We start from the raw sequence: 19,467 nt of genomic DNA on the forward strand, positions 1-19,467 counted from the left end.
GGTTTTACCTGCTCCACAAACAATACTTATGGAAGTGTATCAGAGTCACGGAGGTCAGGCACGTTGGCGACCTGCTTATTCGTGGAGGTGCCGAACCCGCTCACAACTTTCGTCTGCGTTTTGGTCGTTACCGGGCATACTGTCGTGCTCATTTTCGGGCATCGCGCGTTCGACCAGATGGGGATTGATAGCGCGTTTAACCTCTACACCTAAGTCACGGAAGCCTTCCGTTTGTGCGATCAAATTCCCCCGCCCTTCTGCCAGCTTCTTCATCGCTTCACGATAGCTGTTTTGGGCCTTATCAAGGCTGTGACCAATACCGCTCATATCATCAACAAACAGGCGCATTTTGTCGTAAAGTCTGGCTGCGCGCTCGGCAATCCGCTGCGCATTGCGGCTTTGATGCTCGTAGCGCCAGAGATTGTTGATGGTACGCAGTGCAACCAGCAGCGTGGTCGGACTGACCAGCATGATATTTTGCTGGAGCGCTTCGCCGATCAATTCTGGCTGCCGATCGATTGCCAGTAAAAACGCCGGTTCAACCGGGATAAACATCAACACATAATCCAGTGAGCGTAAACCGGGCAATTGTTGATAATCTTTACGGCCCAGCAAACGGATATGGCCGCGTACGGCACTGATATGCGCCTGAATGGCCTGTTCACGTTCAATGTCGTCATCCGCGTTGAAATACCGCTCGTAGGCAACCAGCGTCATTTTGGCGTCGATCACCACATCTTTCCCCTGGGGAAGCCGGACGATGACATCGGGCTGCATGCGGCTTTGCTGCTCGTTCTGCATGCTGACCTGGATATCGTATTCATAGCCTTCACGCAATCCTGACGCTTCCAGTACCCGGCTCAGCACCACCTCGCCCCAGTTGCCCTGGATTTTGTTGTCGCCTTTGAGCGCTTTGGTCAGGTTGAGCGCTTCCTGGGCCATCTGCGCGTTCAGTTGCTGTAGCTGACGAATCTCGTGGGTCAGTGTATGGCGTTCACGCGCTTCCGCGCCAAAGCTCTCATTAACCTGACGCCGAAAGCCATCGAGCTGTTCACGCAACGGCCCAATCAGGCTGTTCAGACTTTGACGGTTTTGCTCATCAACGCGGCGACCGCTGTTTTCAAAAATTCGGTTAGCCAGGTTTTCAAACTGCGCGCTAAGCCGCTGCTCGCTGTTGGTCAACAGGCGCTGCTTCTCTTCCGCTGCAAAACGGGTTTCCTCAAGACGGATCGTCACTTCACGCAGCTCGGCTTCCTGCGCGCTGTTCACCTCCAGCTGATTGCGCAGCTCTCGTGCCAGTTGCTCGCTCTCATTACGCCAGTAATCCAGCTGTTGCAGGCGCTCATTGGCTCCGCTTAATGATCCATGAAGCTGTCTCAGCTCCTGTTCGCGCTGTTGCAGCTGCTGCTGGAGCTGCTCGATGTGCTGTTGCTGACGTTGTTGTGCTTCGTTAAGCAGACGGCGCTCTGTGGAAAAGCTGGCTAACTGATGGCTGACACGCATTTGCGCCAGTATCCAGCCAACACCCAGGCCGGCGAGCCCAAGGCAGATGCTGATAATGATGTGCTGATCCATATTCTCCCCGCTGGTCAGGCTATTGAGGAAAAAGGTAAATTCGCACTGTATGAATGTCCAGATATATTTACTGAAGGGGGAAGACGAGACGTAAAGACAAGGCCATGACAGGCCGGACAGCCGGCCTGTCTGTCAAACGAAGGGCTAGAGTAAGCGACGCGCCGCTTCAACTACTATTTTGACGGCATCGCTTTCGGTCTGCTTCATCGTCACTGCATCGGGAATCTCTTTTTGCGTGCGGTTAACAATCACGCCCGCCACCATGCCTGCGCGCAGGCCCTGACTGGCGCACATGGTTAACAGCGTCGCCGATTCCATCTCATAGTTCAGGACGCCCATCTGCTGCCACTCCTGCATAGAGCCCTGAAAACGGTTCACGACGCGGCCCGAGAAGGTGTCGTAGCGCTCCTGGCCGGGGTAGAAGGTATCAGATGAGGCGGTAATCCCGATATGGGTTTTGGCACCGCAGGCTTCTGCCGCAGCCACTAAGGCCGTTGTGCAGGTGAAATCGGCGACGGCCGGAAATTCCATTGGTGCGAAGTGCAGGCTGGCACCGTCCAGGCGTACAGACGCCGTCGTAACCAGAACGTCGCCGACATTGATATGCGGCTGGATGGCGCCCGTTGTCCCTACACGCAGGAAAGTGCGCACGCCAAGCTGAGCAAGCTCCTCGACGGCAATGGAGGTGGAAGGTCCGCCAATCCCGGTAGAACAGACCACGACGGGTTTACCGTCAAGCTTAGCCAGCCAGCTGGTGAACTCACGATGGGAAGCCAGGTGCCGGGGATCGTCCATCAGTCCGGCAATTTTTTTTACACGTTCCGGATCGCCAGGAACAATGGCCAGTGTCGCCCCCTGCAGGTCGGCTTTCGTCAGGCCAAGATGGAAAACGTCAGACTGTGTCATATCAGACTCCGGGTTAAGGAAAAACAGTACGCCACTTTACGTTACCCGACGGGTTAAATGTGTGACTGGTTTCACTCAAGAAAATGAAAGTTACATTTTCGATGAAATTTTTAGTGATTAATATCACACATTTATCTTAGACCTTCCGTAATGCTACATATGGTGATGTGGAAGGCAGCATGAGAATGTTAAAGAGAAGTGTATTTTAAAGGTTATAAGCTCTGTTACGAATTGCCCGGAACCAGTAATAAATGCCCAGGCTATAGTTACGTGATTGCGCATACGCTTGCACGGAGATAACGATGAAAACCGACGATAATATGACACAAAAATCAGCCGCAGGCGCGTTTGCTCCGGCAGTTCAGCCCACGGCTTCGACCACCATTATTACCGACAGCCCGGCCATCCACGCCGGTGAGACGTCTATTCCGAGTCAGGGTGAAAATCTTCCGGCTTTTTACGCGAAACCGCAGTCAGCAGACGGGCCGTTGCCTGTTGTGCTGGTCGTGCAGGAAATTTTCGGCGTTCATGAACACATTCGCGACATTTGTCGTCGTCTGGCGCTGGAAGGCTATCTGGCTGTCGCGCCAGAGCTTTACTTCCGCGAAGGCGACCCCAACGACTACAACGATATTCCTACGCTGTTTAAAGAACTGGTCAGCAAGGTGCCTGACAGCCAGGTACTGGCGGATCTCGATCATGCCGCTAACTGGGCGGCCCGCAACGGTGGCGACATCCGGCGGATGGGAATTACCGGTTTCTGTTGGGGCGGACGCATCAGTTGGCTTTATGCGGCACACAACCCGCAACTTCGCGCTGCCGTGGCCTGGTATGGTCGCCTGGTAGGGGAAAAAACCATGAAGCAGCAAAAACATCCTATCGATATTGCTGTGGATCTGAACGCGCCTGTGCTGGGTTTGTATGGTGGTCAGGATGACGGCATTCCGCTGGAAAGCGTGGAGCAGATGCGCCAGGCCTTACATGCTGCAAACGCAAAGGCAGAGATCATTGTGTATCCCGATGCCGGGCATGCTTTTAACGCCGACTATCGTCCGAGCTACCATGCCGAATCGGCAAAAGACGGCTGGGCACGTATGTTAGCCTGGTTTAAGCAGTACGGTGTCGCATCCACTGAGTGATAAAAAAAGGGCGCGTAAGCGCCCAAACTCCCGACGTCGCCATCTAACACCCGCAAATCTGAGAGCTTTTCCGCGTTAACCCTGCTCACAAGCCTGGTGGGTTTTCAGGCTGGATTGCGGAGTGTCGTCCCATAGCCGTTCTGCAGCAACATAACGCGCCTCATTTTTTCTGCTATTTCTTGAGTGAATGTCGTCACCCTCCGGTCCGTTCCGTTTGGATAAGCAAATACTCATTTTTCAGCTCGCGCCGCACACCTGTACGTGAAAAGCCGGGAGTAGGGTTATGGATTGGTATTTGCTATTCTCCAGAAATGCCTGGGTCAGTCTGATCGCCAGTCACGTTTAGCCGTCCAGATGTTTACACCGCTATATTCTGCGGATACTGTATGTCTCTCAAGCGCAAATTATTCAGTTTCGATGTGAAGGACCCTCATGATCGAATTCAAACATCTCCGGACGCTTCAGGCTCTGCGGAATACCGGCTCGCTGGCCGCCGCGGCCGCCCAGCTTCACCAGACGCAGTCGGCGTTGTCACATCAGTTCAGCGATCTGGAACAGCGGCTGGGATTCCGCCTGTTTGTACGCAAAAGCCAGCCATTGCGCTTCACGCCGCAGGGCGAAATTCTGTTGCAGCTGGCGGAACAGATTCTGCCGCAAATTCAGCAGGCGCTTCAGGCCTGCCATGAGCCGCAACAGACTACGCTTCGTGTTGCCATTGAATGTCATAGCTGCATTCAGTGGCTTACGCCGGCACTGGATAAGTTTCGTCAGAGCTGGCCACAGGTGGTGATGGATTTTAAATCAGGTGTGACCTTCGATCCGCAACCTGCACTGCAACAGGGTGAGCTGGATATCGTTTTAACGTCCGATATTCTGCCGCGCTCGGGCCTGTTCTATTCACCGATGTTCGATTTCGAAGTGCGCCTGGTGCTGGCACCCGATCATCCTCTGGCTCAGGTCGAACATATATCCCCTGACGCACTGGCCGACGAAGTGTTGATGATTTACCCGGTGCAGCGTCAGCGGCTGGATATCTGGCGTCATTTCCTTCAGCCCGCGGGCATCAGTCCTGCACTGAAGAATGTGGATAACACGCTGTTGATGATTCAGATGGTGTCGGCGCGCATGGGCATTGCCGCGCTGCCACACTGGGTAGTGGAGAGCTTTGAAAAACAGGGGTTAGTGATCACGAAAACACTGGGAGAGGGATTATGGAGTCGGCTTTATGCCGCCGTGCGTGACGGCGAGCAGCGTCAGCCTGTGCTGGAAGCCTTTATCCATTTTGCCCGTCAGCATGCCTGTGAACATTTGCCTTTTGTCAGGAATGCCGCGCATCCTGCAGCCGTTTAGCCGCATGAGCGACAAAGCTGCGCGGCGGCGGGCAAAATCCCCTATAATGCGCAGCCTGTTGACTGACCTTGAGACGATCTCACCATGACTAACAACGATATTTTGCGCAGCGTGCGCTATATGCTCGATCTGAACGATGCCAAAATGGTGGCGATTTTTGCCTTAGCGGAGTGCGAGGTTCCTCAGGCCGATATCACCAGTTGGCTGAAAAAAGATGAGGATGCGGCATTTCGCCCCTGCCCCGATGTCCTGATGGGCTATTTCCTGAATGGCTTAATCTTTCATCGCCGTGGGAAAAGTGAGGATGCCCCTGCGCCTTCCATCGAGCGTAAGATGAATAACAACATTTTCATGAAAAAGCTGCGTATTGCATTTGATCTGAAAACGACCGACATCCCTGATATCCTGAAAAAAGCCAACTTCACCGTCTCTCAGGCGGAGATTGGCGCGATCTTCCGTAAACCGGATCACAAAAACTATCGTGAATGCGGTGACCAGATTCTGCGTAATTTCCTCAAGGGGCTGACGATGATTCATCGCCCTGCGCCAGTTAAGCCCGCTTAAACCAGCCTCCGACTTACGCTCGTCCCGCCGGAGAAAGCGCACCGGGATAACAATGCGGTCCGCTCTGCCGGGCGAGCAGACGTCGTCTTGCTCGCCTTCTGCCGACGCGCGCCCCGTCCGCCATTGGATCGCAACAGACTGAGCGGCCTGCTACTTTTGGCGCCGGTGCGCGGCGATGCCTTGTTTCTTCACTGTTGATTGTTCTTACCGACCACCCAGCGCTTATGGACCCACAAGGACGCTACTATCACGAGCGCACCGGCAATAAAGCTTGGCCAGTGTGGCTTTTGCTGCCATATCGCCAGGTTGACCAGCAAGCCTGCCGGCACATGCATGTTGTTCATGATGCCCAACGTGCCAGCATCGACCTGCGTAGCACCGTAGTTCCACATAAAGTAACCCAGTCCGGACGCCACCACGCCCAGCCAGACCAGAATGCCCCACTGCAGTGAGGTGGTCGGGAGTTTATGCGGGTTGCCCCAGACGGCCCAGGCCACCACCGCAATCAGCACCGCGCCCAGATAGAACCACGAAAAGGCCGTGTGCTGCGGCACAGGACGGGTTTCCTGCAAACGTTTGTAGCCCACCATACCTGCTGCAAAGCAAATATTGGCTAACTGTACCAGCAACAGGCCGAACCAGAAGTTATCGCTGACTTTGTCATAACGAATGATTGCCGCGCCCGCCACAGCCAGCAACGCACTGAAAATGTACCCTGCGCGCAGAGGCCGTCGACTGATCACGTCGTAGATCAACGTGACGTACAGCGGCGTCATCACGGTAAACAGCAGGAATTCAGACACGCTCAGATAGAGATAGGCTTCGAAACTCAGTAAATACATGATGCCCAGTTGCAGCATACCTACCAGCATATACAGCAGGAGCGTAGAGGGGCGATAGCCGCGCCAGCGCAGGAAAGGCAAAAATACCACGGCCGCCAGCGCCAGGCGCATCAGCACCGAAAACCAGCTGTCAACCTGACCGGCAAGATACTCGCCAATCAGGCTGAATGAAAAAGCCCACAGAATGGTAGTAACAATCAATAAAAGCACGGTAACAACCCCGAAATAAACAGAGCGACAGTGTAAACAATGTCCGCACAGCAGGGAGATTTATCTGGTTGACATCTGTGCATTAACCAGGCAGTTACGCATTAATCTGCCGGTCAGGCTTTTTACCTTCTTATCGGGCATATCCTGTCAGCAGAAAAATGTGCGCATCAGCGCATCGGCCTGAGCTTTTCGCTCCAGTCTGTCATAAATCTGTAACATATTTGTCATTCATCACAGTAAAGCCACGTATCTCTGTCTATTCTCTGCGCGAAATGGCGCATCCCGATCGCCGTTTTCTTGAGTTTTGCCCAACCTGCCGGGAATCAAAATCATAATGCGCCCTGGAGGGCCACCGCTATGTTGAGTATTTTTAAACCTGCACCACACCAGCCCCGGGTCGAAGATCATCGTATCGATCCACGCTACCGTCGCCTGCGCTGGCAAATCTTTATCGGAATTTTCGTTGGCTATGCGGCCTACTATCTGGTTCGAAAGAATTTCGCCCTGGCGATGCCCTACCTGGTTGAACAAGGCTTCTCACGCGGCGATCTGGGTTTTGCGCTTTCAGGCATCTCCATCGCCTATGGCTTTTCCAAATTTATTATGGGTTCGGTGTCAGACCGGTCGAATCCACGGGTCTTCTTACCTGCCGGCTTAACGCTGGCGGCTGCCGTAATGCTGATTATGGGGTTTGTGCCCTGGGCAACCTCCAGCATTATGGTGATGTTCGTACTGCTGTTCATCTGTGGCTGGTTTCAGGGAATGGGCTGGCCGCCCTGCGGACGCACTATGGTCCACTGGTGGTCACAAAAGGAGCGCGGCGGCATCGTTTCTGTGTGGAACTGTGCGCATAACGTCGGCGGCGGGATTCCGCCCCTGCTGTTTCTGCTGGGGATGGCGTGGTTCAACGACTGGAAAGCCGCGCTATATATGCCCGCCTTCGGGGCGATCGCCATTGCGATTCTGGCCTTTGCCCTGATGCGCGATACGCCGCAATCTTGTGGATTACCGCCGATTGAGGCCTATAAAAACGACTATCCAGTGGATTACAACGAAAGTCATGAGGAAGAGTTCACTGCCAGACAAATCTTTATGAAGTATGTCCTGCCCAACAAACTGCTGTGGTACATCGCTCTGGCAAATGTGTTTGTCTACCTGCTGCGTTACGGCATCCTCGACTGGTCACCGACCTACCTGAAAGAAGTAAAGCATTTCACGCTTGATAAGTCCTCCTGGACCTACTTCTTTTATGAGTATGCGGGCATTCCCGGTACGCTGTTATGCGGCTGGATGTCAGACAAGGTCTTTCGCGGCAACCGTGGTGCGACAGGGGTGTTTTTTATGACGCTGGTTACCGCTGCTACCGTCATCTACTGGCTAAATCCGCCGGGCAATCCCGGTGTGGACATGGCCTGCATGATCGCGATTGGCTTTCTGATTTATGGACCGGTAATGCTCATTGGTCTGCATGCGCTGGAGCTGGCACCCAAAAAAGCGGCTGGCACGGCTGCCGGGTTTACGGGGCTGTTCGGTTATCTGGGTGGCTCAGTCGCGGCCAGCGCCATTGTGGGTTATACCGTCGATTACTTCGGCTGGGATGGCGGATTCATCGTGATGATTGCCGGCGCCGTTATGGCGGTAGTGCTGCTGCTGTTAACCATGATCACTGAGCACCGGCATAAGCAAAAAAGGGCATAACGGCTTTGCCAGAAGGCCGGCTTACCGGCCTTCTTTTCGGATTACGACAGATAGAGTGTTCTCAGCGTCTCCGGGACGGCATCCTGGGCATTACTGCCAATCACTTCCAGTTCAGGTAAGGTGTCTTTCAGACGCTGATGGGCGTTAGCCATAATGCAGCCTTTGCCTGCCATACTCAGCATTTCGACATCATTCATACCATCACCAAACGCAATACAGTCTTTAAGCGTAAAGCCTAACTGTTTTGCCACCGCTTCCAGGGCATGGCCTTTTGACACGCCGCCTGCCATCACTTCGAGGCAGGTCGGCAGCGAAAAACTCACGTTAACCCTGTCGCCCCAGCGTGCTTCGATGGCCTGCTCCATAGGGACAAGGTGTTCCGGTTCTTCACAGGTAAAAAAGACTTTGCTGATGCCATCCGTCGGCAGCATGCCCGGCTCATAAACCTGATAGTGAAAATCGGACTCGCGAAAATAATCCTTCTCCGCCGGACTGCAGCGGCTGACAAACCACTCATCGTCGCGATAAACATGCGTCAGCACGTCCGGATGATGATACTGCAGACCAAACAGATCGTGGGCGATGTCCGCGTCCAGATTGTGGCTAAAAACCAGCTCCCCTGCCGGATTGTGAACGCGCGCGCCGTTTGACGTAATCATGTAAGCCGGAATCCCCAGCTTGTCACGCATTTGCCCGACATCGATGTGATGACGGCCTGTGGCAAAAATAAAGTGAATGCCCTGCGCGACCAGTTGCTGAAGCGTTTCGCGCGCATTGGCGGTCAGGCGATGTTCGGGAGAAAGCAGTGTGCCATCCAGATCGGACACAACAATGTGGTACATGAAAACCTCGGGTATCGGTGTCGGTTGGCCGTAGCCGGTAATGTAAATTGCGAACTAATGCTGCGATAAAAAGAAATCGACGATGGTATTGAGCGCTTCGGCGCGCATGCTGTCCTTTTCAAACAGGATCTCGTGGCGCGCGCCGCTGATAACCTGCGGTGTCCGGCCCTGACAGGGGTGACCGGCTGCCGCCATCGCGTCACAAAACAGATCCTGCGAGCGATTATCCACCACGCTGTCTTCACTGGCCTGCAGCACCAGCAACGGAGTCGTAATGTTATCCACCTGGCTCAGAATATTGCGCCCGGCATGAATACCTTCTCTGACCCAGTGATACGTAGGTCCGCCCACGCGAATAGCCGGATCATCCGCATAAAAGCGCAGACTGCGGCGGTAGCGCTCATGGCTGTGCGTTAACCGGTTGATGCCGAAAGGGTGCGCCCGCCAGCGCCCTGTGCCTAATGCATAACCCTCACGCACAGCGGGGCGCTTTTCCGCCCAGTCAAGAATCTTATGCGCCAGAAAAGCGGGTAACGGCAACGCAATCCCAAACATGGGAGCCACCAGCGCGGCGGCATGAAATGCACCGGGCTGACGCGCCAGGAAGAGCGTCAAAATCGCGCCGCCCATCGAATGAGCCAGTGCATAGCGCTGTTGATAATGACGGCTCACAATCTCTTTGAGATAGAGCGTTTCGAGGTCATCAACATAATGGCTGAACTCCACCACATGCCCGCGGTGAGAGTCATCCAGCAGACGATCCGATCGCCCCTGACCGCGATGATCGAGCACGATCACATCAAAGCCGCAGTGAAAAAGATCGTAAGCCAGTTCGGGATACTTAACGTAGCTTTCGATGCGCCCCGGCACGATAAGGATGACGCGTTTATGTTGCGGTGAAATGAACCGGACATAGCGCAATGTCAGGTTTCCAACGCCAGTGAATTCGCACTCTTCACGGCTGTGCCAGAAATCAAGCAGTGGACCAGTAGCAAAGGCGGCAAAGGCCTTTTCGCGTCGCAGCCAGCTTGCCCTGTGTTGCTTCATCCGCCCTCCTGATTGCCGGAAAAAAGAGTCTGAACGGCCGCATGATGTCCATGGCTCTGCGCAGCATTCTGGCGTATTGTGTCACACTTCAGACGAGACCGGGAGTACAACCCATGACCATCGAATGGTGGCTGACCTACCTTCTTACCACCACAATTCTGAGCCTCTCACCCGGCTCAGGCGCGATTAACACCATGAGCACCGGCATCAGCCACGGTTATCGTGGTGCCGTCGCCTCCATCTCCGGGCTGCAGGTAGGGCTCGCGCTGCATATCGCCCTGGTAGGGGTGGGTCTTGGCGCGCTGTTTTCTCAGTCGCTGCTGGCGTTTGAGATTCTGAAATGGGCCGGTGCCGGCTATCTGGTCTGGCTGGGTATTCAACAGTGGCGGGCTGCCGGCGCCATTGATCTCAACGCGATGTCAAAAGCGATGCCGCGTCGTCGCCTGTTTAAACGGGCTGTCATGGTGAACCTCACCAATCCCAAAAGTATTGTGTTTCTGGCCGCGCTGTTTCCGCAGTTTATCCTGCCTCACCAACCCCTTATGCTGCAGTATCTGGTTCTGGGCATAACCACCGTACTGGTGGATATCGTGGTGATGATTGGTTACGCCACCTTAGCGACGCGCATTGCGGGCTGGATCAAAGGCCCTAAACAGATGAAGCTGATGAACCGTATTTTCGGGGGATTATTTATTGCGATTGGCGGACTGCTGGCCAGCGCAAGGCGAATGGCCTGATGTACACCTGCAGCCGCACGACAGAGCATACTGTCGGCGGCCGCATAAAGCCGGTCTGGCGACCTTAGCGTGACAGGATAAGATGAATGCCAAATCCGGCGAACAGTACGCCCGCCATGCCATCCACCCACTTCGCGGCACGCTGATATTTATCCCGCATCCATGGCAAAGCAAAAATTGCGGCGACCAGAGAAAACCATGCAAAGGTTTCGACGCTAATCAACACAAACAATCCCCAGCGCTCCAGCCCACCGACATCGTTACCGATAAATAATGAGAAGACGCTACCAAAATAGATCACCGCTTTGGGGTTAGAGAGATTGGTTAACAACCCTTTGATAAAGCTCATGCCTTTCTTTGGCAGATCGACGACAGGCTCCTGCTGTACCGGCTGCTTATGGCGTTGACGCGCGGAACGGATCAGCTGCCATCCCATCCATAACAGGTAAAGCCCGCCACCGACCATGATGATTTGATGCAGCCAGGCCATTTTTTGCAGGATCAAATGCAGGCCCATTAACGCCACCGCTGCCCAGATCATGACCGCCAGCGTAATGCCCAACACACCCAACATCGCTTCTTTGCGCGAACGGCTGGCCGCCGTTTGCGAAACGAAAAAGAAATCCGGGCCGGGGCTCATGAGCGCAACAAGGTGGACCAACGCAATCGTGCCAAACAATATCAACATGGTAATGCCTCTTTACTCTTCATCAAGATGCTCTTTAATCATCAGCAAAAAGGGCTTACCGAAACGTTCGAGTTTACGGTGACCGACCCCATTCACGCTCAACATGTCTGACGCACTGACCGGCATCTGTTCCGCCATCTCCAGCAATGTGGCGTCGTTAAAGACCACATAGGGTGGAATGTTCTCTTCATCCGCTATCGCCTTACGCAGCTTGCGGAGTTTGGCAAACAGCTTACGGTCATAGTTACCCCCGTAGACTTTTGCCGAACTGCTGCTTTTCGGTCTGGTTGTAATGAGCCGTGGTACCGCCAGCATCAGCGGGACTTCACCGCGCAGCACCGGTCGGGCCGCTTCGGTAAGTTGCAGTGCAGAATGCATGGCAATATTTTGGGTGACTAACCCCAGATGAATCAGCTGACGCAGCACACTCACCCAATGCTCATGGCTGTTCTCTTTACCCAGCCCATAAACCGGCAGCTTGTCGTGACCCTGTTCACGGATACGATGATTGTTCGCGCCGCGCAAAACTTCAACGATGTAACCCATGCCAAAGCGCTGGCCGACACGGTAAATACTCGAAAGCGCTTTCTGGGCTTCAACCAGACCGTCATAGCGCTTAGGCGGATCGAGACAGATATCGCAGTTACCACAAGGTTGCTGCCGCCCTTCACCAAAGTAGTTCAGCAGCACCAGACGGCGACAGGTCTGCGCTTCAGCAAAGGCGTTCATGGCATTCAATTTATGCCGCTCTATGTCCTGCAGCGGGCCGGGCTGTTTCTCTTCGAGACATTTACGTAACCAGGCCATATCTGCAGGATCATAAAGCATCATCGCTTCCGCAGGCAGGCCATCACGACCCGCACGGCCGGTTTCCTGATAGTAGGATTCGATATTGCGGGGAATGTCGAAATGGACCACAAACCGCACATTGGGTTTGTTAATGCCCATGCCAAACGCCACGGTGGCGACCACAATTTGCAGATCGTCGCGCTGAAACGCTTCCTGCACGCGGGCGCGCTGCGCGCTGTCGATACCGGCATGATAGGCACCCACGCTGAGACCGCGGCTCTGCAGGCGCGCGGCCGTGTCCTCAACTTTTGCCCGGCTGTTGCAGTAAATGATGCCGCACTTGCCCCGCTGATCCTGTACGTAACGCAGTAACTGTTCGGTGGGTTTGAATTTTTCCACCAGCGTATAGCGTATATTAGGTCGATCAAAACTGCTGATTTGAATCAGCGGGTCCTGCATATGCAGCAGGTTGACGATATCAAGGCGGGTGGTTTCGTCGGCGGTCGCCGTGAGCGCCATAACCGGCAGATCGGGAAAGCGCTGACGCATCTGCCCCAGTGCGCCGTACTCGGGCCGGAAATCGTGTCCCCACTGAGAAATGCAGTGCGCCTCATCCACCGCCAGCATCGCAGGCTGCCAGTGCGCCAGGCTTTCCAGGAAGTTATCCATCATCAGGCGTTCGGGCGCAATATAGAGCAACTTTACGCGTCCGTTTCGGCAGTCCGCCATGACGTTTTGCTGTTGCTCGCGGGTCATGGTCGAATTGAGACACGCCGCCGCAACACCATTTGCCAGCAGCTGATCCACCTGATCTTTCATCAGCGAGATCAAGGGCGAGACGACCAGTGTCAGCCCTTCACGCACCAGCGCGGGGATCTGATAGCAGAGTGATTTCCCGCCGCCGGTTGGCATCACCACCAGGCAGTCTCGCCCATTCAGCGCTTCATTGATAATGGCCTGCTGACCGGGACGAAACTGCTGGTAGCCGAAGGTATCCTGTAATACCTGCTGCGCCAACGCTTCCTGATTAAGAACTGCCGAGGTTGCCACTGTGATCCTGACTTGATGGTTAATTAAAATAAATCGTTGAGTGTCACGCCCACACCGACGCGTGTCTGACGATGGTTGTAGTCAATAAGGGATTCGCCATAGCCGCTAAACAGTTGCGTATAGAAACGAACGTGTTGGGTGATCGGATAACTCCAGCCCAGCGTAGCGCCGCCGTAGCCGCTATTCCAGTTATAGTTGCCTTCAACGCTGAAAATACTGTCGCCCATGGCGTAACCTAACTTCGCACGATAATAACCCATGTATTTGGTGATATCGGGGTTGTCGTCATTATTCGCGCTTTCTGAAATACGGAACCAGGGCTTGATCTCGGCCAGGAAGTTACCGTTCTGCGCCATCAGACGAGTATAAACACGGTTCCAGCTGCGTGAGGTCGGATCGCTGCGGCCGTTAGACTGATGATTCACACCGACCTCAACGTCACGCAGTGTCCAGCCGGCAAACGAGTAATCGGTCGCCCAGCCCAGGAAAATCTGTGGCTCATAGTTCGTCTCACGGAAAGGCGACGACTCTTTTTTATTGGATAACTGCCACCATGAGCGCTGAGTATAAGACGCCGCTAATACGGAGTTGTCACCGACGATGCCACGCCACAACGGAAATGCCAGGCTGAGCTGGAATTTCACTTCATCTTTACGTGCGTTTTTTGCCCAGTTGTAAGAGGAAATCGCCTCTTTATTTATGTCGCTGGTATAGGTGTAAAGCAGATAATTATTTTCGTAAGGATAAAGCACAAACGGGTTGTCGTGCTGCTCCAGCAGGTTGGCAATGATGCTGCCTCGCACCTGCGGTGCATCGTGAACATGTTTAATTGTGGCTTCGTCCGCCTGCGCCAAAGCAGGAAGTAACATTGCCGCCAGCAAGGCGCGATGCTTACGCATAGGATTCTCCGGTGAAAACTGCGTATTCATAAAAGCGAATGGGTGTTGTAAAAAGCAGGACATTCTACACACAAAAGTGGGTGAACATCAGCGCTGATTTCCTAAACTGGAAACCCTGTCGAGCGAAGCATAGAATAAACATCTTATTAACATCTACAGTTCAATTACCAGCTGTTCAGGACTAAACACCATGTCATCCGTGCTATTGACTCAGCAGGACGCTCGCCGCCTCGTCGGTGAAATTTTTATTTATCACATGCCGTTTAATCAGGCGCTGGGTCTGGAACTGGATCGCCTGGAACCCGATTACGCAGAAATCAGTTTTGCCAACAAAACCATGCTGGTGGGCAATGCCGCCCAGCACATTCTTCATGGTGGTGTAACAGCAGCGGTACTGGATGTCGCCGCGGGCATGGTGTGCGTGAGCCATGCCTTGACACGTGATGAGCAGATAAGTGAAGACGTGCTGCGCCAGCGACTGTCCCGTATGGGAACGATTGATATGCGGGTGGATTATCTCCGTCCCGGACGGGGCGAGCGCTTTATTGCCAGCAGCCGTTTACTGCGTGCCGGCAATAAAGTCTCTGTGGCGCGGGTGGAATTACATAATGAGCAGGGCCTTTACATTGCCACCGCAACCGCGACCTACCTGACCGGTTAAGCGAATCGACGCGTGGCACCGTTCAGGCCCTGCCACGCAGTATCCTGACTGCCTCAGAACATCGTATTGGTATTCGCCGAGGTCGCCGGTACGGCCTGAATCACATCCCAGTGCTCGACAATTTTGCCGTTTTTCACGCGGAAAATATCCGTAACAGCCTGACCACGATCGTGTTCACCATTGGTCGAGTGAACATGCAGCCATACCAGATCACCGTCGGTTGCACTGCGAACGATGCGCGCTTTTGACTGTGGGTTTTTGCTTAAAAAATCGCTGAAAAAGTTAACCAGCGGTGCCTTGCCATTCGGCACCCCGGGATTGTGCTGGCGGTAATCGTCCGCCACGACCCGGGCCGCTTCTGTCACCTTGTGCTGATTGAAAAATTGATTATAAAAGTTGATCACCAGCGCACGATTGGCCTCTTCCACGTTAAGATCGCGGCCTTCTTTCGGTTGTACGGCGTACCCAGCGCTCGCTGTCAGGATACCTGCCGTCAGCAGCAGGGTTTTCAGAAAGGTTGCCATCATTTTTCTCCTTGCTCATTCGTTACAGCGCTAACCGCTCCGCGCCAGAGGATCACTTTATACAGGGTGCCGGGCATGGCCCGGACGCGCCATCAGGTTTTGATATCACACCAGGTCACAAAAATAGACTGTTGTCGCTGCGGATGGTACATTCGCGCAAAATGGATAACAAGACGTCACTTTGTGCTGACTCAGTCACATGAAAGTGACTATTACTACGTGCAGGAACCCTTTCCATGTCTGTGTCATCCCCTAACACATTCAGTTATGAACAGCCTTGCCCCATTCGGGATGTACTTGACCGGATTGGCGATAAATGGAGTTTGCTGATTCTTGAGGCGCTGGCCGAGCGCACGCTGCGCTTCAATGAGCTGCACCGCCATATTGGCGATGTCGCTCGTCAGGTGCTGTCACGAACGCTGAAACGGCTGGAGGTGGACGGCTATATCCTGCGGACTCTTTATCCGGAAGTGCCGCCACGGGTTGAGTACAGTCTGACAGAGTTAGGTCGTTCTTTTCTTAAACCGATGCAGCAACTGATTGCGTGGGCGGATGGCAATCATCAGGCCATTTGTCTTTCCCGCCAGCGTGCCCGTGAGCAGGACAAAGCCTGACCCTGCCTGTTGCCAGATCGGGCTACAGACATGACGGGGACTGCGGTAACATTGCGGCCCTCTGTCACGCCGCTTTCTCTCAGTGACTTTTGGTACAGAACGAACTTTCAGGATGATTTATGGATACCCAGCAAACCCGTCAGGGAATAGGTTTTGCGCTTGGCGCTTATTTCATATGGGGCATTGCACCTGCCTACTTCAAATTAGTTAAAGCCGTCCCTGCGACTGAAATCATGACGCACCGGGTAATCTGGTCAGCCTTGTTTATGCTGCTGTTGATTACGCTTAGCCGCAGCTGGGGGCAGGTCAGAAGCGTCGTGCGCCAACCCAAAAAGGTCTTGCTACTGGCGCTGACCGCCGTCACGGTGGGCGGTAACTGGCTGCTGTTTATCTGGGCGGTGAATAACCAGCATATGCTAGAAGCCAGTCTGGGCTATTTTATTAACCCTTTGATTAACGTTGTGTTTGGTATGGTTTTCCTGCGCGAACGTTTTCGTCGTCTGCAGTGGCTGGCTGTGGCGCTCGCTACCGCTGGCGTCCTTTTGCAGCTGTGGCAGTTTGGTTCGGTGCCGGTGATTGCATTAGGCCTGGCCTTCAGCTTTGCGTTTTACGGCCTCATGAGGAAGAAAATTCAGGTCGATGCCCAGAGCGGTATGCTGATTGAAACGCTGTGGCTGTTTCCGCTGGCCGCGCTGTATTTATTTGGTTTTGCAGACAGCAGTACCAGCCATCTTACCGCCAATCCCGCCAGCCTGAATCTGTTGCTGATCGCCGCAGGTATTGTGACCACCATTCCGCTGATGTTCTTTGCCGCAGCCTGTGCCCGGCTGCGCCTGTCGACGGTTGGCTTCTTTCAGTATCTTGGCCCAACGCTGATGTTCTTACTGGCGGTGCTGTTTTATGGCGAGACCATCACGCCGGATAAAATGCTGACGTTTGGCTTTATCTGGCTGGCATTGCTGGTCTTCATTCTGGATGCCGTCGTGTTTTCAGCGCGGGGCCGACTGCGCAAAGCGTGACAGAAAACGCGCCATTGCCGGGCCGGTCAGGAGAATGGTGAATAACCGCAGGGTTTGCATTGCCATCACAAACGCCATATCCACTCCGCTTCCGGCCGCAATGATCGCCACGGTGTCCAGGCCACCTGGACTGGTGGCGAGATAGGCGGTCATCAGGTCAATATGGAGTACGCGCGTCAACATCCACGCCAGTCCGCCACACAGCAGCATCAGGCCGAAAATGGACAGCAGCATTTGCGGCAGGGTACTCAGCGCCAGTTTGAAAATGGGTCGGGTGAAGCGCAGCCCTACACTCCAGCCGATCAGGGCGTACGCCAGGGCAAGCAACCATTCAGGCATCTGAAGCACGGCTGTTCCGGTAGCGTGCAGCGTAGCGCCAATCAGCGCAGGCACCAGCAACGCGCCGGACGGAATGCGTAACCAGGGGCCCAGCCAGGCGCTGCCGATCACCAGGCAAATCGTCAGCAGAAAACCGCTGTTCAGTGCAGGAAACCACACCAGTGATCCCGCATGAGCGCCATCGCCCAGGCCGATGCGAGCCACCATTGCTGCCGCGCCCGCCACAAACAGAACGCGCAGATACTGCATAAAGGCGACCAGACGCACATCCGCGCCGAATTCTCCCGCCATCGCCACCATGGCAGAAGCACCACCAGGTGACGATCCCCACGCGCCGGTCGGGCCGGGAAGCTGACTAAACCGAACCAGCAAAAAGCCCGACACACCGCTGGCCGCCAGAGTCAGCAGCAGTACCGCTACCACGACGGGCCAGTCCTGTAACAGCGGCGTTAAAATGGACGGTGACAGGCTCTGTGCAATCATACAGCCCAGTACCGCCTGCGACAGCAGGAACAGCCGCTTGTGGATGCGCAATGTGGCACCGGATAACCCCATCATCACGCCCACAATCATCGGGCCCAGTAACAGGGCGGCCGGAACATGAAAATACTGGAAGAGCGCGCCAAGTAATACCGATGCGACCAACAACAGTAACCACTGCACGCGCAATGAAAGAGAGGCCATAAAAGTTAATTTTTTGTGAAAATGGAGCGGGTAGATTACGCAGAATTGTGCCAGCAGGCCAGCGAAATGGGCCGGTTGGACCGGCCCTGACAGACGATTACAGCCAGTTCTTGCGTTTGAAATAAAGATAAGGCGCCAGACCGGCAAGCATCATCAGACAAATCGCACCGGGATAGCCAAAGCTCCATTTCAGTTCAGGCATAAACTCAAAGTTCATGCCGTAGCTGGAGGCCACCAGCGTTGGCGGCAGGAAAACCACGGAAACCACCGAGAAGATCTTGATGATGCGGTTCTGCTCGATATTAATAAAGCCCATCGCCGCCTGCATCAGGAAGTTGACCTTCTGGAACAGGGACTCATTGTGAGGCAGCAGCGATTCGATATCCCGCAGGATTTCGCGCGCCTGCTCCAGTTGATTGCCTGGCAAACGGGCTTTTCGTACCAGGAAGTTAAGCGCTCGCTGCGTATCCATCAGGCACAGGCGCACTTTCCAGCCGATATCTTCCAGCTCAGCTAACCGCGACAGCGCCTGATCGTACTCCTCGCCCTGCTGACCTTCCATAATCACGCGGCTAAGCTTTTCCAGCGCGCTATAGATGTTTTCAATCTCATCCGCCAGCTGTTCAATTTTGGTCTCAAACAGGTCGAGTAGCAGCTCGTAGGCGTTACCGTCAATCAGCGTCTGGTTGCGGGCTCGCATGCGGTAAAGACGAAAGGCAGGAAGCTCCCGCTCGCGCAGTGTATATAAGCGTCCTTCGCGAATCGTAAAGGCGACCGTCGAGTTGCCGGCATGATCTTCGGCATCTTCAAAAAAGAAAAAGGAGTGGATGTGCAGGCCATCTTCATCTTCGAAGAAACGCGCTGAGGCTTCGATATCTTCCAGCTCAGGGCGCGTGGCCAGGCTCTGCCCCAGCTCGGACTGAACACGGTCGCGCTCGCCTTCCTCAGGCTCGACCAGGTCAACCCACACTGACGTGGTCAGTTTATCGTTTTCTTCTTCCAGTTCCAGACGCGTCAGGCGACTGTTATCAAGTTTAAATGCGCTCAGCATAGCAAGACTCCCCATTGCAGACTTTATGGGACAACGCTGTAAGGCGGTCGGAACAGATAACCGCGAACCTGAACACGGAGAAACGATAAATCAGTGCTGACTCGTGCGACGGATCAAAAAGGGAGGTCGCTGATAACCGCTAAGGCTACCAGCGTAATGAGATAGCCTTAGATGTTATTCCTGAAAACCAGGTTAATGAGCCAGCATCGACTGGGCGTGTCCAAGGCATTGTCCTCTCA

General features: G+C 54.3%; 20 protein-coding genes. 8 read left to right on the forward strand and 12 right to left on the reverse strand.

Translation table 11 applies throughout. The annotated features are described in order from the left end of the window. Positions 1 to 75: 75 nt before the first annotated feature. Positions 76 to 1,575, reverse strand: a complete 1,500-nt coding sequence (gene rmuC, locus RAC65_RS14055; protein WP_058701506.1) for a DNA recombination protein RmuC — start codon at positions 1,573 to 1,575, stop codon at positions 76 to 78. A gap of 144 nt (positions 1,576 to 1,719) precedes the next feature. Continuing rightward, on the reverse strand, positions 1,720 to 2,481 hold the full coding sequence (udp, locus tag RAC65_RS14060; RefSeq protein ID WP_006121470.1) for a uridine phosphorylase: 762 nt from the start codon (positions 2,479 to 2,481) through the stop codon (positions 1,720 to 1,722). A 302-nt stretch (positions 2,482 to 2,783) separates the two neighbouring features. Between udp and RAC65_RS14065 the strand changes: the two genes are divergently transcribed. From RAC65_RS14065 to RAC65_RS14075, 3 genes are all read left to right on the forward strand, one after another. Next, on the forward strand, positions 2,784 to 3,620 hold the full coding sequence (locus RAC65_RS14065) for a dienelactone hydrolase family protein (RefSeq protein WP_006121469.1): 837 nt from the start codon (positions 2,784 to 2,786) through the stop codon (positions 3,618 to 3,620). Positions 3,621 to 4,052: 432 nt separating this feature from the next. Continuing rightward, the gene (gene metR / locus RAC65_RS14070) at positions 4,053 to 4,970 is read left to right on the forward strand and encodes an HTH-type transcriptional regulator MetR (protein WP_006121468.1); all 918 of its coding nucleotides are present in this window, start codon (positions 4,053 to 4,055) and stop codon (positions 4,968 to 4,970) included. A gap of 84 nt (positions 4,971 to 5,054) precedes the next feature. Further along, complete coding sequence (locus RAC65_RS14075) at positions 5,055 to 5,534, forward strand: DUF1456 family protein (RefSeq protein WP_033737377.1); 480 nt, start codon at positions 5,055 to 5,057, stop codon at positions 5,532 to 5,534. 188 nt (positions 5,535 to 5,722) lie between these two features. Here the strand turns inward: RAC65_RS14075 and RAC65_RS14080 are convergent, their stop codons facing one another. Further along, positions 5,723 to 6,586, reverse strand: a complete 864-nt coding sequence (locus tag RAC65_RS14080) for a carboxylate/amino acid/amine transporter (RefSeq protein ID WP_006121466.1) — start codon at positions 6,584 to 6,586, stop codon at positions 5,723 to 5,725. 357 nt (positions 6,587 to 6,943) lie between these two features. On the opposite strand from RAC65_RS14080, the gene glpT reads away from it, so the two are divergent. Continuing rightward, the gene (gene glpT, locus RAC65_RS14085) at positions 6,944 to 8,284 is read left to right on the forward strand and encodes a glycerol-3-phosphate transporter (protein WP_058701508.1); all 1,341 of its coding nucleotides are present in this window, start codon (positions 6,944 to 6,946) and stop codon (positions 8,282 to 8,284) included. A 41-nt stretch (positions 8,285 to 8,325) separates the two neighbouring features. Here the strand turns inward: glpT and yigL are convergent, their stop codons facing one another. After that, positions 8,326 to 9,126 (reverse strand): sugar/pyridoxal phosphate phosphatase YigL, encoded by an 801-nt coding sequence (yigL, locus tag RAC65_RS14090; protein ID WP_033737375.1) that lies wholly within the window; start codon positions 9,124 to 9,126, stop codon positions 8,326 to 8,328. 54 nt (positions 9,127 to 9,180) lie between these two features. Further along, complete coding sequence (gene pldB / locus RAC65_RS14095; RefSeq protein ID WP_006121462.1) at positions 9,181 to 10,173, reverse strand: lysophospholipase L2; 993 nt, start codon at positions 10,171 to 10,173, stop codon at positions 9,181 to 9,183. 113 nt (positions 10,174 to 10,286) lie between these two features. Here pldB and rhtB point away from each other — a divergent pair, with 113 nt between their 5' ends. After that, entirely contained in the window at positions 10,287 to 10,910 is a 624-nt protein-coding gene (rhtB, locus tag RAC65_RS14100; protein WP_033737374.1) for a homoserine/homoserine lactone efflux protein, read from the forward strand. Between the two features lie 64 nt (positions 10,911 to 10,974). On the opposite strand, the gene rhtC is transcribed toward rhtB, so the two are convergent. The 3 genes from rhtC to pldA are packed head-to-tail and all read right to left on the reverse strand — an operon-like array spanning position 10,975 to position 14,336. Next, positions 10,975 to 11,598, reverse strand: a complete 624-nt coding sequence (gene rhtC / locus RAC65_RS14105; RefSeq protein WP_006121460.1) for a threonine export protein RhtC — start codon at positions 11,596 to 11,598, stop codon at positions 10,975 to 10,977. Between the two features lie 12 nt (positions 11,599 to 11,610). Then, complete coding sequence (recQ, locus tag RAC65_RS14110) at positions 11,611 to 13,437, reverse strand: ATP-dependent DNA helicase RecQ (RefSeq protein ID WP_006121459.1); 1,827 nt, start codon at positions 13,435 to 13,437, stop codon at positions 11,611 to 11,613. Positions 13,438 to 13,460: 23 nt separating this feature from the next. Beyond that, positions 13,461 to 14,336 (reverse strand): phospholipase A, encoded by an 876-nt coding sequence (pldA, locus tag RAC65_RS14115; RefSeq protein ID WP_033737373.1) that lies wholly within the window; start codon positions 14,334 to 14,336, stop codon positions 13,461 to 13,463. Positions 14,337 to 14,526: 190 nt separating this feature from the next. On the opposite strand from pldA, the gene RAC65_RS14120 reads away from it, so the two are divergent. Next, positions 14,527 to 14,997 (forward strand): thioesterase family protein, encoded by a 471-nt coding sequence (locus RAC65_RS14120; RefSeq protein WP_006121457.1) that lies wholly within the window; start codon positions 14,527 to 14,529, stop codon positions 14,995 to 14,997. Positions 14,998 to 15,050: 53 nt separating this feature from the next. Here the strand turns inward: RAC65_RS14120 and RAC65_RS14125 are convergent, their stop codons facing one another. Next, entirely contained in the window at positions 15,051 to 15,524 is a 474-nt protein-coding gene (locus tag RAC65_RS14125; protein ID WP_263757213.1) for an ester cyclase, read from the reverse strand. Between the two features lie 233 nt (positions 15,525 to 15,757). Here RAC65_RS14125 and RAC65_RS14130 point away from each other — a divergent pair, with 233 nt between their 5' ends. Both RAC65_RS14130 and rarD read left to right on the forward strand, forming a co-directional pair. Next, positions 15,758 to 16,135 carry a helix-turn-helix domain-containing protein gene (locus tag RAC65_RS14130; protein ID WP_058701509.1) on the forward strand — a complete coding sequence of 126 codons (378 nt, stop codon included), beginning with the start codon at positions 15,758 to 15,760 and terminating at the stop codon, positions 16,133 to 16,135. A gap of 119 nt (positions 16,136 to 16,254) precedes the next feature. Beyond that, positions 16,255 to 17,154, forward strand: a complete 900-nt coding sequence (rarD, locus tag RAC65_RS14135; RefSeq protein WP_054688544.1) for an EamA family transporter RarD — start codon at positions 16,255 to 16,257, stop codon at positions 17,152 to 17,154. On the opposite strand, the gene RAC65_RS14140 is transcribed toward rarD, so the two are convergent. The 3 genes from RAC65_RS14140 to ysgD all read right to left on the reverse strand — a co-directional run bounded on the left by RAC65_RS14140 (position 17,125) and on the right by ysgD (position 19,452). Next, the gene (locus RAC65_RS14140) at positions 17,125 to 18,177 is read right to left on the reverse strand and encodes an AbrB family transcriptional regulator (RefSeq protein WP_054688546.1); all 1,053 of its coding nucleotides are present in this window, start codon (positions 18,175 to 18,177) and stop codon (positions 17,125 to 17,127) included. The genes rarD and RAC65_RS14140 overlap by 30 nt on opposite strands. Before the next feature lie 97 nt (positions 18,178 to 18,274). Continuing rightward, positions 18,275 to 19,228, reverse strand: a complete 954-nt coding sequence (gene corA / locus RAC65_RS14145; RefSeq protein WP_058701510.1) for a magnesium/cobalt transporter CorA — start codon at positions 19,226 to 19,228, stop codon at positions 18,275 to 18,277. A 167-nt stretch (positions 19,229 to 19,395) separates the two neighbouring features. Next, the gene (gene ysgD / locus RAC65_RS14150) at positions 19,396 to 19,452 is read right to left on the reverse strand and encodes a YsgD/CorL family protein (protein ID WP_349887138.1); all 57 of its coding nucleotides are present in this window, start codon (positions 19,450 to 19,452) and stop codon (positions 19,396 to 19,398) included. Between the last annotated feature and the right edge of the window lie 15 nt (positions 19,453 to 19,467).

Origin of the sequence: Pantoea sp. BS_8 (assembly GCF_041954965.1) — a bacterium.
Classification (GTDB): domain Bacteria; phylum Pseudomonadota; class Gammaproteobacteria; order Enterobacterales; family Enterobacteriaceae; genus Pantoea; species Pantoea stewartii.

What these genes read in the sequence shown, in the direction of transcription:
- RAC65_RS14065 (WP_006121469.1), top strand. Translation starts at nt 2,784, where the DNA reads ATGAAAACCGACGATAATATGACACAAAAATCAGCCGCAGGCGCGTTT.
- glpT (WP_058701508.1), top strand. Translation starts at nt 6,944, where the DNA reads ATGTTGAGTATTTTTAAACCTGCACCACACCAGCCCCGGGTCGAAGAT.
- RAC65_RS14125 (WP_263757213.1), bottom strand. Translation starts at nt 15,524, where the DNA reads ATGATGGCAACCTTTCTGAAAACCCTGCTGCTGACGGCAGGTATCCTG.
- rhtC (WP_006121460.1), bottom strand. Translation starts at nt 11,598, where the DNA reads ATGTTGATATTGTTTGGCACGATTGCGTTGGTCCACCTTGTTGCGCTC.
- RAC65_RS14075 (WP_033737377.1), top strand. Translation starts at nt 5,055, where the DNA reads ATGACTAACAACGATATTTTGCGCAGCGTGCGCTATATGCTCGATCTG.
- metR (WP_006121468.1), top strand. Translation starts at nt 4,053, where the DNA reads ATGATCGAATTCAAACATCTCCGGACGCTTCAGGCTCTGCGGAATACC.
- pldA (WP_033737373.1), bottom strand. Translation starts at nt 14,336, where the DNA reads ATGCGTAAGCATCGCGCCTTGCTGGCGGCAATGTTACTTCCTGCTTTG.
- pldB (WP_006121462.1), bottom strand. Translation starts at nt 10,173, where the DNA reads ATGAAGCAACACAGGGCAAGCTGGCTGCGACGCGAAAAGGCCTTTGCC.
- corA (WP_058701510.1), bottom strand. Translation starts at nt 19,228, where the DNA reads ATGCTGAGCGCATTTAAACTTGATAACAGTCGCCTGACGCGTCTGGAA.
- RAC65_RS14140 (WP_054688546.1), bottom strand. Translation starts at nt 18,177, where the DNA reads ATGGCCTCTCTTTCATTGCGCGTGCAGTGGTTACTGTTGTTGGTCGCA.
- udp (WP_006121470.1), bottom strand. Translation starts at nt 2,481, where the DNA reads ATGACACAGTCTGACGTTTTCCATCTTGGCCTGACGAAAGCCGACCTG.
- rhtB (WP_033737374.1), top strand. Translation starts at nt 10,287, where the DNA reads ATGACCATCGAATGGTGGCTGACCTACCTTCTTACCACCACAATTCTG.
- yigL (WP_033737375.1), bottom strand. Translation starts at nt 9,126, where the DNA reads ATGTACCACATTGTTGTGTCCGATCTGGATGGCACACTGCTTTCTCCC.
- RAC65_RS14130 (WP_058701509.1), top strand. Translation starts at nt 15,758, where the DNA reads ATGTCTGTGTCATCCCCTAACACATTCAGTTATGAACAGCCTTGCCCC.
- RAC65_RS14120 (WP_006121457.1), top strand. Translation starts at nt 14,527, where the DNA reads ATGTCATCCGTGCTATTGACTCAGCAGGACGCTCGCCGCCTCGTCGGT.
- rmuC (WP_058701506.1), bottom strand. Translation starts at nt 1,575, where the DNA reads ATGGATCAGCACATCATTATCAGCATCTGCCTTGGGCTCGCCGGCCTG.
- rarD (WP_054688544.1), top strand. Translation starts at nt 16,255, where the DNA reads ATGGATACCCAGCAAACCCGTCAGGGAATAGGTTTTGCGCTTGGCGCT.